Origin of the sequence: Saccharothrix sp., assembly GCF_031180885.1 — a bacterium.
Taxonomy (GTDB): domain Bacteria; phylum Actinomycetota; class Actinomycetes; order Mycobacteriales; family Pseudonocardiaceae; genus Actinosynnema.
This window is the reverse complement of sequence record NZ_JAPSLK010000009.1, coordinates 10,115-22,965: the sequence shown is the minus strand read 5'-3', so window position 1 is coordinate 22,965 and position 12,851 is coordinate 10,115. Positions and strand designations below refer to the sequence as shown.

The window sequence follows — 12,851 nt, the reverse complement described above, 5'->3', positions numbered from 1 at the left end:
GCGATCTGATGCCCCCGATCGATGAGGAAGGCCGCCCCTTAGGGTGGCGGCGTGGGAAAACTCGTCGTGATCGAGGGCCTGGACGGGGCCGGCAAGCGCACGCTCGCCAAGGCGCTCACCGACGGCCTCGCCGCCCGCGGCGCGAAGGTCGTCACCGGCGCCTTCCCGAGGTACGACGAGGACGTGCACGCCGACCTCGTCCGGGACGCCCTGCACGGCCGGCTCGGCGACATCACCGACTCCGTCCACGGCATGTCCGTCCTCTACGCCCTAGACCGCCGCGACGCCGCCGCCAAGATCCGCGCCGACCTGGCCCAGTACGACGTCGTCCTCCTCGACCGCTACATCGCGTCGAACGCCGCTTATGGGGCGGCACGACTGCGCGAGCACGCCGACGGCGAGTTCGTCGCCTGGGTCAAGGCGCTGGAGGTGGACCGCTTCGGGACCCCGATGCCGGACCTCCAACTCCTGCTCCGCGTCCCGGTGGCCGTCGCCGCCGACCGCGCTGCCCACCGCGAGGCCACTGAACAGCGCGAACGCGACCTCTACGAGTCCGACGACGACCTCCAGGCCCGGTGCGCCGCCGTGTACGACGAACTGGCCGCCGCGCACTGGCTGTCACCGTGGGAGGTCGTCGACGGGGCGGCGAACACCGACGTCCAACCGCTGCTCGACCGCTATTTCACCCATTAGTATTACGAAGTAACAAAACGTGACCGCCGCACCGATGAGTCGCTGACGAACCCCTTCGGCGAGGGCGAGGTCGGCACGTGGAACGGCGACCGAGAGCGACCACGGAGTGGACCCGTGCGACGACCAGCGGCGATGAGCCCTGGGTGGTGCGGAGCGCTCCAACCATTAGTGGGACGATGTTGGGTATGAAGGCACGCGTGCTCGTGGTGGACGACGACCCCGCTCTGGCGGAGATGCTGACCATCGTGCTGCGGGGCGAGGGTTTCGATACCGCGGTGGTGGCCGACGGCGCCCGCGCGCTGCCCGCCCTGCGCGAGTTGAAACCGGACCTGGTCCTGCTCGACCTCATGCTGCCCGGCATGAACGGCATCGACGTGTGCAAGGCGATCCGCTCCGAGTCGGGCGTCCCGATCGTCATGCTCACCGCCAAGAGCGACACCGTGGACGTCGTGCTGGGCCTGGAGTCCGGCGCGGACGACTACGTGGTCAAGCCGTTCAAGCCGAAGGAGCTGGTCGCGCGCATCCGCGCCCGCCTGCGCCGCACCGAGGCCGAGCCCGCCGAGGTGCTCCAGATCGGCGACCTGACCATCGACGTGCCGGGCCACGAGGTGCTGCGCGAGGGCCGGCCGATCCAGCTCACCCCGCTGGAGTTCGACCTGCTGGTGGCGCTGGCGCGCAAGCCGCGCCAGGTGTTCACCCGCGAGGTCCTGCTGGAGCAGGTGTGGGGCTACCGGCACGCGGCCGACACCCGCCTGGTGAACGTCCACGTGCAGCGGCTGCGGTCCAAGGTGGAGCGCGACCCGGAGCACCCCGAGGTGGTCCTGACCGTCCGCGGCGTCGGCTACAAGGCCGGTCCTCCGTGACAGGTGCGAGATGACCCTGCTCGACTCCGCCCGGCGCGAGCTGCGGCGCGGCATCGAGAGCGCCCGCCGTCACGGCGTCGCCTTCGGCGAGCTGTGGCGGCGGTCGTTGCAGTTGCGCGTGGTGGTGAGCACCCTCGCGCTGTCCTCGGCCGTGGTGTTCGTGCTGGGCATGGTGCTCCAGGTGCAGATCACCGGCCAGCTGCTGGAGACCAAGACCGAGGCGGCGATCCGCCAGGCCGACGCCAGCGCCGCCGCGGTGCAGCCGGACCTGTCCGGCCTCAACCCGGGCCCGGACAGCGTGCGCGCCCGGTTCACCGCCGCCCTGAACAAGATCAACGCGGCGGGCGCGGGCCTGGACTCGTCGTCCTCCGGCGCGGGCGCGTTCGAACCGGTGCTCTACGACCCCGTCGAGGTCGGCCCGGACGGGCTGCCCACGGCCGTCGGCCCCTGGGGGGACGTGCCGAAAGGCCTGGTCAAGATGCTCGACCAGGGCAGCGCGGGCTACCAGATCACCACCGTGGAACGGCCCACCGGACCGACCACGCTGCTCATCGTGGGCAAGCCGGTCAGCACGTCGTCCCGCGCCATGCACCTCTACCTGCTGTTCCCGCTGACCGGTGAGCAGGCCACCGCGGACGTCGTCCAGTCCACGCTCGTGGTCGGCGGTGTGGTGCTGCTGTTGCTGCTCGCGGTGATCGCGAACCTGGTGACCCGGCAGGTCGTGCGGCCGGTGCGGCAGGCCGCCGAGATCGCGGAGCGGTTCGCGGACGGCAGCCTCGACGAGCGGATGCCGGTGGTCGGCGAGGACGACGTGGCGCGGCTGGCCGAGTCGTACAACGAGATGGCGGCCAGCATCCAGCGGCAGATCCACCAGCTGGAGGAGTTCGGCCAGCTCCAGCGGCGGTTCACCTCGGACGTCTCGCACGAGCTGCGCACCCCGCTGACCACGGTCCGGATGGCCGCCGACGTGCTGCACGCGTCCCGCGAGCAGTTCCCCAGCGGCCTGGCCCGGTCGACTGAGCTGCTGGTCGACGAGCTGGACCGGTTCGAGTCGCTGCTCGGCGACTTGCTCGAAATCTCCCGCTTGGACGCCGGCGTCGAGGAGTTGGCCGCCGAACTGGTGGACATCCGCGTGCTGGCGCGGCGTGCCCACGACTCCGTGCGCGCCATCGCGAACAGCAGCGGCACCACGATCGTGATGGACCTGCCCGACCACGAGGTGACCGCCGAACTGGACTCCCGGCGCGTCGAGCGCATCCTGCGCAACCTGCTGGCCAACGCGATCGACCACGGCGAAGGCCTGCCCGTCGAGCTGACCCTGCGCGGTGACGGCGACGCGGTGGCGGTGACCGTGCGCGACCACGGCGTCGGCCTGCGGCCCGGCGAGGCGGAGCTGGTGTTCAACCGGTTCTGGCGGGCCGACCCGTCGCGCAACCGGCGCACCGGCGGCACCGGCCTCGGCTTGTCGATCTCGCTGGAGGACGCCCGCCTGCACGGCGGCTGGCTGGAGGCGTGGGGCGAGCGCGGGTACGGCGCGGTGTTCCGGCTGACCCTGCCGTGCCGCCACGGCCACGAGCTGACGTCGAGCCCGCTGCCCCTGGAACCGCCCGACCTGCCGCCCGTGGTGGCCGAGCCGGAACCGGACGAGGAGGCCACCGGCGAGGTCGAGCTGACCGAGGAGGAGATCACGTGGCAGCCCGCCGAGCCGGTGACGGGCGAACGCGAGGAGGTCCGGTGACCTCCCCACGCCCGACGACGCCCGGTCGCACGGCGGCCCGGCGGTTGTTCGCCCTGGTTGCGGCTCTGCTCGCGCTGTCGGGCTGCGCCGCGATCCCGACCCAGACCTCCCCGGTGCCGATCAACCCGTCCGCCGGCAACAACACCGAGGCCGCCGCCCCGAAGCCCGCCAAGGGCATCGACCCGCTCACCCTGGTCCGCGAGTTCGTCAACGCCTCCGCCAACCCCGACGGCGACTACGCCGCCGCCCGCGCCTACCTCACCGAGGACGCCAAGAAGACCTGGGACATCAAGGTCGCCCCGACGATCATCGAGTCGACCTTCAACACCGTTCCCACCGGCGCGGACCTGCCCTCGGACCCCAAGCGCCGCACGGTCCTGCTGCAGGGCAAGAACATCGGCTCGCTGGAGGTCGACAACTCGTTCGTGCAGCGCGTCGGCGACCTGACCGCCTCGGTCGGCCTGGAGACCGACGAGGACGGCGAGTGGCGCATCTCCGACCCGCCGGACGGCATCTACGTGCCCCAGTCCGGGTTCAACTCGAACTACCGGCGGGTGACCCTGTACTTCTACAACCCCGACTTCACCGTCCTGGTGCCCGACCCGCGGTACGTGGTGGTCACGCCGTCCACCTCGATCCCGCGCCGGGTGACGGAACTGCTGCTCAAGGGTCCCGCGGTGGGCATGCGCGGCGCGCTGGTGACGGCGATCCCGAACGGGGCGTCCCAGCGCACCAACACGCAGGAAGCCGACGACGGGGCGTTGCAGGTGGACCTGACCAAGGTCGGCGACCTCACCGTGCAGGTGCGCAAGCAGATCGTCGCGCAGGTGGTGAAGTCGCTGGTCGGGGTGTCGAGCAGCCGGATTCGCGTGCTGGTCGAAGGTGCCCGGATCTCGGCCGACCAGGCGGAGTGGCGGCTCGCGGACGTCCAGCCGTGGACCGGGGAGGAGCTGGTCACGCCGGACGCGGACCTGTCCGGCCTGGTGGTCAGCGGCGGCCAGGTGCGCAAGCTCGCGGGCGGCGAGCCGATCAAGGGGCCGTCCGGGTCGGGCGAGTACCAGGTGGTCAGCGCGGCGCAGTCGTTGGACGGCACGCAGTTGGCCGTGGTGAGCCGGGTGGACGAGAAGAACGTCCGCTTGCGCGTCGGGAACCTCGAAGAGCCGTTGGCCGCGGTCGACCTGCCCGCGGCGACGCTGACGCGTCCCACGTGGCTGCTGGGGAGTCGGGAGGACGAGCCCAGCAAGGAGGTGTGGACGGTCGCGGACGGCTCGAACGTGGTCCAGGTGCTGAAGACCGACGCCGGGTGGCGGGCCAACGCGGTGAACGCCTCCGAGCTGTCGTCGACGTTCGGGCCGATCACCGAGCTGCGGCTGTCCCGGGACGGCACCCGGGTCGCGGCGGTCGCGGGCGGGCGGTTGGTGGTCGCGGCCGTGGTGCGCGGCCAGGACTCGTCGGTGTCGCTGCGGCTCGCGCGCAACCTCCAGCCGACCGTGCTGGGCACGGCGGTGCTGACCGTGGACTGGCTGGCGCAGGACGTGCTGGTGGCGGGGACGTCGCTGGCCTCGTTGCCGATCGCCAAGGTCAACGTCGACGGCCTGAAGGTGGAGCGCTACAACGCCTCGAACCTGACCGTCCCGGTCCGCTCGGTGACCGCCGCGCCGGGCCGCAACGTGGTGGCCGTGGACGAGAGCGGCCTGTGGAGCGCCGGCGACGTGGGCGACGTGTGGCGGGCGTCCGCGGTCAAGGTCGAATCAGGCGCAAAGGCTTTCTACCCGGGCTGACGGCCTGAGATCGCACCTCCGGCCACCGGCACCCGGGGGTTTCGCAACTCCTCCCTCACCGCCGCGCACGAAATTGTCGGTGGTCGCCGGCACGCTCGATCACATGCTGATCAACCTGCTGTTTCCGCCCCGTTGCGCCGCGTGCCGAGCCGAGGGTGCGCTGTGCTGTCCCCGGTGCCTCGGCGCGTTCGGCCCACCCCGATCCGTCCGCGCATCCGGTAAAGGCCCGCCGGTGTTCACGCTCGCCGATTACGCGGGCGCCGGACGTGAACTCCTGCTCGCGTTCAAGGAACGCGGGCGGCGGGAGCTGGCGGCCGTGTTCGGCGCGCTCGTGGCGGCGGCGTTGCCGAGGCTTCCCGGTGTGCGTCCCGACGAGTTCGGGAAATGGTGGCTGGTGCCCGCTCCGTCACGGCGGGCGGCGTCCCGACGGCGCGGTGGTTCCCACCTGATGAGAATCGCCCGGGCGTCCGGTGCGTCGGTGGCCCCGATCCTGGGTTTCTCAGCGGGCGTGCGCGACTCCGTCGGGCTCGACGCGGCGGCCCGACGAGCCAACCTGAGCGGTCGCGTGCGAGTGCTCCCGACAGGCCTGCCACCTCCGGGAACAGCGGTCGTGCTGCTGGACGACGTGGTCACGACGGGTGCGACGGCGGCGGAGTGCGGTTCGGTGTTGCGGGCGGCCGGGTATCGCGTAACCGCCGTCCTGACGCTGACCGCGGCCCGCTCAACCCACCCACACGGGTGATTCGAGGCGGGAACCCCTCGGCGCGCTCGCCCGTTGGCCGGGTATGAGGCGCGCACGGAGGCCGTTCGGCGCAGTGACCGAGGCGGCGGCCGCCCGCGCGTTCCTGGGCCGAACGGGTGAGCCGCCGTCCCGGCGTCGGTTCGGCGCGTCCGCCTGGCGCACCGCCGGTGCCCGTTTTCCGTCGCTCTGCGTCACGAACGAAAAATCATGGAGTTCCCCCGCCTCGGGGGCTGTCGCATCGGCGAATACCGGGCTAACGTGCACCGCTATCAGCGTTCCCGGCACGCGGGGAGGAGGCGAACAGCCCATGACCCTGGCGCCGGTGGAGCGCTGAGGACAACCCTCAGCGACAACGCGCGAAGGCGATCGCGCGACCGGTGCCGCAGCGATCCAATGCCATTGCTCGCAGCTAACGCGAGGGAGGTCGTGTATGGACATCGTCGTTAAGGGCCGCAACGTCGAGGTGCCCGATCACTACAGGGTGCACGTCGCCGAGAAGCTGGCCCGGCTTGAGCGATACGACCGCAAGGTCATCCGCTTTGACGTGGAACTCTTCCACGAGCCGAACCGCAGGCAGTCGAAGAACTGCCAGCGGGTGGAGATCACGGGCAAAGGACGTGGCCCGGTAATCCGATCCGAAGCGTGTGCGGGCGACTTCTACGCCGCCCTGGACTCCGCGGTCACCAAGCTCGAGAACCGCCTGCGCCGGTCGCACGACCGACGGCGGGTGCACCACGGGCGACGGGGCCCGACTTCGGTCGCCGAGGCGACCAGCGGACTGGGGGCGCCGCTTCCCCCCGTCCAGACCGACCACGAGGGACAAGCACAGGGCATGTGGCTCGGGCACACCGCGTTGCTCGAGGCCGAGGAGTCCGAACCGACCTACGGGGGCATGGCGGAAGTGCCCTCGCAGCAGCGGTGGGACGACGTCGAGGAGAAGCTGCCCGGCCAGATCGTGCGCGAGAAGGAACACGCGGCCAAGCCGATGACGGTGGACCAGGCCCTCTACGAGATGGAACTGGTCGGCCACGACTTCTACCTGTTCTCCGACGCCGACTGCGGGCGCCCCAGCGTCGTCTACCGACGGAAGGGATTCGACTACGGCGTGATCCGGCTGGCCTGAGGGAGCCGGCCCAACCCAACCTCAACGACCCCCGGCGTTTCTCTGCACGCCGGGGTTCGTGCCGTCCAGGCCCGGAAACCAGTGGTCACCCCATCGTGTGACATACAGAATCCGCGACCAACCGCCCCCTCACGCGTCCCGTAAACAAGGAGCGCGGCAAACGGCCCCCACCCAACCCTCCGTCGGCCCGCCCGGCCCGGCCCGGACCAGCACCCCCTCCGCCCAGCAACCCAACCCACCCTCCCACCACCCACTCGCCACCCCCGGCCGCTGCCCGCCCCGCTCGCCCCGGCCGCTGCCCGCCCCGCTCGCCCCGGCCGCTGCCCGCCCCGCTCGCCCCGGCCGCCGCCCGCCCCGCTCGCCCCGGCCGCCGCCTGCCCCGCTCGCGCCGCCCCGGCCGCTGCTGGCCGCCTTCCGCCAGCACTCCCGCCGCCTGCCGTCGCCCCGCCCCCGGCTGGCCGCCTGCCGCCGCCCGCCGGCCCGCCGCCGGCCCCGTCGCCGCTCGCTGCCGATCGCCCGCCGCAGCCCATCCCCCGCCGCCCGCGCCACCGCCCGCGCCGCTGCCTGTCAGGCGCGCGCCCACCCCGCCGTCCGCGTGCCGCCCGCCCGCCCGCTGCCCGCCCGCCCGCTGCCCGCCCGCCCGCCCGCTGCCCGCCCGCCCCGCTCCCCGCCGAACCCGTCGCCGTCCCGCGATCCGTCGCCGCCAATCAGCAGCCCGCCCCCTGCCCCAGCGCGCCCACCAACCCCGCGCCCGAGACCTCCATCACGTCGACCCACCCCACCCACCAGCCGCCCAGCACGCCCGACACGCCCGACCGCGCGACCCGGCGAACCCGCCCACGCACGGCCCACGACCCGCCTCCCCGACCGGGTGATCGGCCGGTTACCCGTAGTTCCGCACCCCTTCCTACCTGTGTCTGTGCACACACCTTCACGGCTTGCCTACGATGGCGGGTGGTGTGGGCTCGTCATCCCCCGTGGCGAGCCGCTGGAAGGCGCCCATCCCAGGGCGCGACGCGATGAGGTAATGAGGTCGACCCGAGATGGTGCTGTCCCGACTGCTCCGCGCCGGCGAAGGCAAGATGCTCAAGCGCCTGCGCAACATCGCAGCGCACATCAACAACCTCGAAGACGACGTCGTCGACCTCACCGACGCCGAGCTGCGCGCCAAAACCGAGGAGTTCAAGAAGCGCTACGCCGAGGGCGAGTCGCTGGACGAGCTGCTCCCCGAGGCGTTCGCCGTGGTCCGCGAAGGTGCCAAGCGGACCCTGGGTCAGCGGCACTTCGACGTGCAGCTGATGGGTGGCGCGGCGCTGCACCTCGGGCAGATCGCCGAGATGCGCACCGGTGAGGGCAAGACCCTGACCTCGGTGCTGCCCGCCTACCTCAACGCGATCGCCGGCGAGGGCGTCCACGTCGTCACCACCAACGACTACCTGGCCAAGCGCGACGCCGACTGGATGGGCCGCATCCACCGCTTCCTCGGCCTGACCGTCGGCGCGATCCTCTCCGAGATGACCCCGGAGCAGCGCCGGGCCGCCTACCACGCCGACATCACCTACGGCACGAACAACGAGTTCGGCTTCGACTACCTCCGCGACAACATGGCGTGGAGCCAGGACGAGATGGTCCAGCGCGGCCACTTCTTCGCGATCGTGGACGAGGTCGACTCGATCCTCATCGACGAGGCCCGCACGCCGCTGATCATCTCCGGCCCGGCCGACCAGTCGTCCCGCTGGTACCTCGAGTTCGCGCGCCTGGCGACCAAGATGCGCAAGGACACCCACTACGAGGTGGACGAGCGCAAGCGCACCATCGGCGTCACCGAGGCCGGCGTGCAGTACGTCGAGGACCAGCTCGGCATCGAGAACCTCTACGACTCCACCAACACGCCGCTGGTCGGGTACTTCCAGAACGCGATCAAGGCCAAGGAGCTGTTCACCCGCGACAAGGACTACATCGTCCGCAACGGCGAGGTCCTGATCGTCGACGAGTTCACCGGCCGCGTGCTGGCGGGCCGCCGCTACAACGAGGGCATGCACCAGGCCATCGAGGCCAAGGAAGGCGTGGAGATCAAGGCGGAGAACCAGACGCTCGCCACGATCACCCTCCAGAACTACTTCCGCCTGTACCAGAAGCTCGGCGGCATGACCGGTACCGCCGAGACCGAGGCGGCCGAGTTCCACCAGACCTACAAGCTGGGCGTGGTGCCGATCCCCACGAACCGGCCGATGCAGCGCAAGGACCAGCCCGACCTGGTCTACAAGACCGAGGAGGCGAAGTTCGAGGCGGTCGCCGAGGACATCGCCGAGCGGCACGAGAAGGGCCAGCCGGTGCTGGTCGGCACCACCAGCGTCGAGCGGTCGGAGTACCTGTCGAAGCTGCTGGTCCGGATGGGCGTCCCGCACGAGGTCCTCAACGCCAAGCACCACGACCGCGAGGCGCTGATCATCGCCAAGGCCGGCCGCAAGGGCGCCGTGACCGTGGCGACGAACATGGCCGGCCGCGGTACGGACATCGTGCTGGGCGGCAACCCGGACATCCTCGCCGACCACGAGCTGCGCGAGCGCGGCTTGGACCCGGTGGAGAACCCGGAGGAGTACGAGGCCGCCTGGTCCAAGCTGATCGAGGAGATCACCGCCGAGGTCAAGGCCGAGGCGGAAGAGGTGCGCGCGGCCGGCGGCCTGTACGTGCTGGGCACCGAGCGGCACGAGTCGCGGCGCATCGACAACCAGCTGCGCGGTCGGTCCGGCCGCCAGGGCGACCCGGGTGAGTCACGGTTCTACCTGTCGCTGAAGGACGAGCTGATGCGCCGCTTCAACGCGGCGATGGTCGAGACCGTGATGACCCGCCTGCGGGTGCCGGACGACGTGCCGATCGAGCACAAGATGGTGACCCGCGCGATCCGGTCCGCGCAGACCCAGGTCGAGCAGCAGAACTTCGAGATCCGCAAGAACGTCCTCAAGTACGACGAGGTCATGAACGAGCAGCGCAAGGTGATCTACGCCGAGCGCCACCGCGTCCTGGCCGGCGAGGACCTGCGCGAGCAGGTCGAGCACATGATCACCGGCGTGGTCGGCGACTACGTCGACGGCGCCACCGCCGAGGGCTACGCGGAGGACTGGGACTTCGACCGCCTGTGGACGGCGCTCAAGACCCTGTACCCGATCACGTTGGACTACAAGGAACTCCTCGAGTCCGACGAGGACATCACCAAGGAGTCCTTGAAGGAACTGCTCCAGAAGGACGCGCTGGAGGCCTACGACCGGCGCGAGGCCGACATCGACGGCCGCGTCGGCCCGGGCGCGATGCGCGAACTGGAGCGGCGGGTCCTCCTCTCGGTGCTGGACCGCAAGTGGCGCGAGCACCTGTACGAGATGGACTACCTGAAGGAAGGCATCGGCCTGCGCGCGATGGCGCAGCGCGACCCGCTGATCGAGTACCAGCGGGAGGGCTTCGACATGTTCAACACCATGCTCGACGCCCTGCGCGAGGAGACCGTCGGCTTCCTGTTCAACCTCCAGGTCGAAGCGGCCGAGCCGGAGCCCGCGCCGGAACCCCCGGTCCAGGTCTCCATCGCCGCCGGCGCCGGTCCCCTGACCGGCAGCCGCGCGCGCGCCCGTGCGGCCGCCGCGGCCGCCGCCGAACAGCAGCAGACCCCGGCCGAGGCCCCCGCGGGTCCGGCCCTGGCCCAGCTGTCCAGCGGCAACGCGATCCCGCCGGCCTTGCGCGGCAAGGGCTTGGACCAGCGCGGCGCCCAGCAGGGCCTGACCTACTCGGGTCCGTCGGAGAGCGGCGACGAGCAGACGACCGGCGGCAGCCAGCAACGAGCCGGCGGCCCGAACCAGGGCGCCAGCCGCAAGGAACGCCGCGCCGCCGCCCGAGCCGCCGAAAAGGCCAACCGCAAGCGCCACTGACCAGCTCGATCCCCGGTGCCCCCGGCCCTCCCTGCCGGGGGCACCGCCATGCCCGGCCCGATTCACCCGATCAAGCGACATACAGGATCCGCGACCAAACCCGCCCTCGCGCGTCCCGTAAACAAGGAGCGCGGTCGACGGCCCCCGTGAGGCAAGGCCCTCGCCGGGTCTGGGGTGGTGGCGAGAGGGCGAGGTTGGGTGGGCGGTTCGGGGCTGGTGCGTTCGTACAAGGCTCGACTGGACCGGGCGGCCTGGGGAGAGGTGGGCCGGGGGCGCTGTGGCCGGCCAGGGGGCGTTTGGGGCCAGTGTGCGGGAGGGTGCCGGCCCATGCGCGGGCGGCGTGGGCGGCCGGCGTGTGCGGGAGGCCGGCGCGTGTGCGGGAGGCCGGCGCGTGTGCGGGAGGCCGGCGCGTGTGCGGGAGGCCGGCGTGGGCGGCCGGCGCGTACGCGGGAGGGCCAGCGCGTGCGGCGGGCGCGCGTGCGTGGGCGGCGGGCGCGCGTGGCGTGCGGCGGGTGCGTGTGCGCGTGCGGCGGGCGCGCGTGGCGTGCGGCGGGCGCGGGGGCCGGCGCGGGCGGCCGGTGCGTGTGCGGAGGCTGGCGCGTGCGTGGGGGCTGGCGGGTGCGTGGGGGCTGGCGCGGGCGGCTGGCGCGTGTGAGGGCGGCGGGCCGGCGCGTGGCGTGCGGCGTGTGTGGGGGCTGTCGCGTGGGTGGGGGCGCATGGGCCGGGGGCGCGTGGGCGGGCTTGAGGGAGCCGATGTGTCGGGCTGTGGAAGCCGCCGTGTCGGGCCGGCCGGTGCCGCTGTGTCGCGGGGGCCTGGCTAGCGCCGTGCCGGGCGTGCGGGAGTCGCCGGGTTGGGCTGGCTGGGAGCCCAGGGTGGGCTCCCAGCCAGCGGGGTTGGTGGGTCAGGTGCTACGGATCAGGGTCAAGGGAGCAGGTGGAAGGCGGTGCAGCGCCAGCGGTTGTTCGACCATTCCATTCGGGCTGCCAGGGCGCGTACCCGGCCCGTTCGGGTGCTGACGACCGCCGACAGCTCGGTCACCTCCGGGGAAATCCGGCACACGCGCATGCGGTTGAGGCGCGCGCCCTGGCCCAGGGCTCGGCCGACCTCTGCGGCAGCCGGCGGGGTCAGGTGGTCGGCTAGTTGGCGCAGTGGGCGGCGGCCGTCGACCGCTTCCACGACGGCAGTCAGGAGGTGGTGGACGGACGCGGCCCGGGTGTCGGGGGTCGGTGGGGTGGTGGCGCGCACGGTTCGGTTGGGGGATGACATGCTCGAACCGAGGTGGAGATCGGCTCTGGCGTACCAAGATCACCTGAAGGAGGTCGTCGTGCGCGGGTTGGTGCTGGACTTCGGTGGGGTGCTCACCGATCTCGGTGACGACTTCGCCAACCCCGAACCGCCCCTCCTCACCGCCGCCCGCACGGCCAAGCGGCACGGGGTCCGCACCGCGATCCTGTCCAATGCGGACGGCGTGTGGGCGCCGCCGATCGCGTGGCAGGACGTGTTCGACGTCGTCGTCACCTCCGGTGAGGTCGGTTTCGCCAAGCCCGATCGCCGGATCTACCTCGTCGTCGCCGAACGCCTGGGCCTGGAGCCGTCGCACTGCGTGTTCGTCGACGACCTCGCGGTGAACGTGCGTGGTGCGGCGGCGGTCGGAATGGTGGGCGTGCACCACCGGTCCGTAAATGCCACCGTCGAGGAACTTGAAGTGCTGCTCGACCTCCAGCTCCAGGATTGACGCATCCGAAAAGCCGCGTGGATCCTCCGGGACGCGTGCGCGGGCCGACGGCCACGCGGGACCGCTCTGCTTCACCGACGACTGCGCGGTGGACGAGTTCGCGGAGCTGGCCGGCGAGGCCGCGGACGGCGCCCGGGTCGTCCGGCTGACCGGCGGCGCACAGTCCTTTGTAGACAGTGCCTTCGACGCCCTCACCGAACCCGCCGAAACACAACCCGCCGAAACACAACCCGCCGAAACACAACCCGCCGAAACACA

At 71.8% G+C, this 12,851-nt stretch carries 10 protein-coding genes; 8 read left to right on the top strand and 2 right to left on the bottom strand.

Annotated features, from left to right (window positions below):
* The first annotated feature begins 51 nt into the window (after positions 1 to 51).
* The 6 genes from RIN75_RS14175 to hpf all read left to right on the top strand — a co-directional run bounded on the left by RIN75_RS14175 (position 52) and on the right by hpf (position 6,940).
* Complete coding sequence (locus tag RIN75_RS14175) at positions 52 to 693, top strand: dTMP kinase (protein ID WP_309112360.1); 642 nt, start codon at positions 52 to 54, stop codon at positions 691 to 693.
* Between the two features lie 185 nt (positions 694 to 878).
* Positions 879 to 1,556 carry an MtrAB system response regulator MtrA gene (gene mtrA, locus RIN75_RS14170; protein ID WP_121009184.1) on the top strand — a complete coding sequence of 226 codons (678 nt, stop codon included), beginning with the start codon at positions 879 to 881 and terminating at the stop codon, positions 1,554 to 1,556.
* 10 nt (positions 1,557 to 1,566) lie between these two features.
* Positions 1,567 to 3,294 carry an MtrAB system histidine kinase MtrB gene (gene mtrB, locus RIN75_RS14165; RefSeq protein ID WP_309112359.1) on the top strand — a complete coding sequence of 576 codons (1,728 nt, stop codon included), beginning with the start codon at positions 1,567 to 1,569 and terminating at the stop codon, positions 3,292 to 3,294.
* Entirely contained in the window at positions 3,291 to 5,075 is a 1,785-nt protein-coding gene (locus tag RIN75_RS14160; protein ID WP_309112358.1) for an LpqB family beta-propeller domain-containing protein, read from the top strand. The genes mtrB and RIN75_RS14160 overlap by 4 nt, the downstream gene beginning before the upstream one ends.
* Before the next feature lie 232 nt (positions 5,076 to 5,307).
* Complete coding sequence (locus RIN75_RS14155; RefSeq protein WP_309112357.1) at positions 5,308 to 5,817, top strand: phosphoribosyltransferase; 510 nt, start codon at positions 5,308 to 5,310, stop codon at positions 5,815 to 5,817.
* 430 nt (positions 5,818 to 6,247) lie between these two features.
* Positions 6,248 to 6,940 carry a ribosome hibernation-promoting factor, HPF/YfiA family gene (gene hpf / locus RIN75_RS14150; RefSeq protein WP_309112356.1) on the top strand — a complete coding sequence of 231 codons (693 nt, stop codon included), beginning with the start codon at positions 6,248 to 6,250 and terminating at the stop codon, positions 6,938 to 6,940.
* A gap of 707 nt (positions 6,941 to 7,647) precedes the next feature.
* Here hpf and RIN75_RS14145 read toward each other — a convergent pair.
* Complete coding sequence (locus RIN75_RS14145; protein WP_309112355.1) at positions 7,648 to 7,785, bottom strand: hypothetical protein; 138 nt, start codon at positions 7,783 to 7,785, stop codon at positions 7,648 to 7,650.
* Between the two features lie 198 nt (positions 7,786 to 7,983).
* Here RIN75_RS14145 and secA point away from each other — a divergent pair, with 198 nt between their 5' ends.
* Positions 7,984 to 10,857, top strand: coding sequence for a preprotein translocase subunit SecA (gene secA, locus RIN75_RS14140; RefSeq protein ID WP_309112354.1), 2,874 nt, complete (start codon positions 7,984 to 7,986; stop codon positions 10,855 to 10,857).
* 922 nt (positions 10,858 to 11,779) lie between these two features.
* On the opposite strand, the gene RIN75_RS14135 is transcribed toward secA, so the two are convergent.
* A complete protein-coding gene (locus RIN75_RS14135; protein WP_309112353.1) occupies positions 11,780 to 12,124 on the bottom strand; it encodes an Rv3235 family protein in 345 nt (114 codons plus the stop codon).
* On the opposite strand from RIN75_RS14135, the gene RIN75_RS14130 reads away from it, so the two are divergent.
* On the top strand, positions 12,123 to 12,593 hold the full coding sequence (locus RIN75_RS14130; RefSeq protein WP_309112352.1) for an HAD-IA family hydrolase: 471 nt from the start codon (positions 12,123 to 12,125) through the stop codon (positions 12,591 to 12,593). The genes RIN75_RS14135 and RIN75_RS14130 overlap by 2 nt on opposite strands.
* Positions 12,594 to 12,851: the final 258 nt, after the last annotated feature.

Coding starts and splice junctions, on each gene's coding strand:
- mtrA (WP_121009184.1), top strand. CDS start 879: ATGAAGGCACGCGTGCTCGTGGTGGACGACGACCCCGCTCTGGCGGAG.
- mtrB (WP_309112359.1), top strand. CDS start 1,567: ATGACCCTGCTCGACTCCGCCCGGCGCGAGCTGCGGCGCGGCATCGAG.
- hpf (WP_309112356.1), top strand. CDS start 6,248: ATGGACATCGTCGTTAAGGGCCGCAACGTCGAGGTGCCCGATCACTAC.
- secA (WP_309112354.1), top strand. CDS start 7,984: ATGGTGCTGTCCCGACTGCTCCGCGCCGGCGAAGGCAAGATGCTCAAG.
- RIN75_RS14130 (WP_309112352.1), top strand. CDS start 12,123: ATGCTCGAACCGAGGTGGAGATCGGCTCTGGCGTACCAAGATCACCTG.
- RIN75_RS14135 (WP_309112353.1), bottom strand. CDS start 12,124: ATGTCATCCCCCAACCGAACCGTGCGCGCCACCACCCCACCGACCCCC.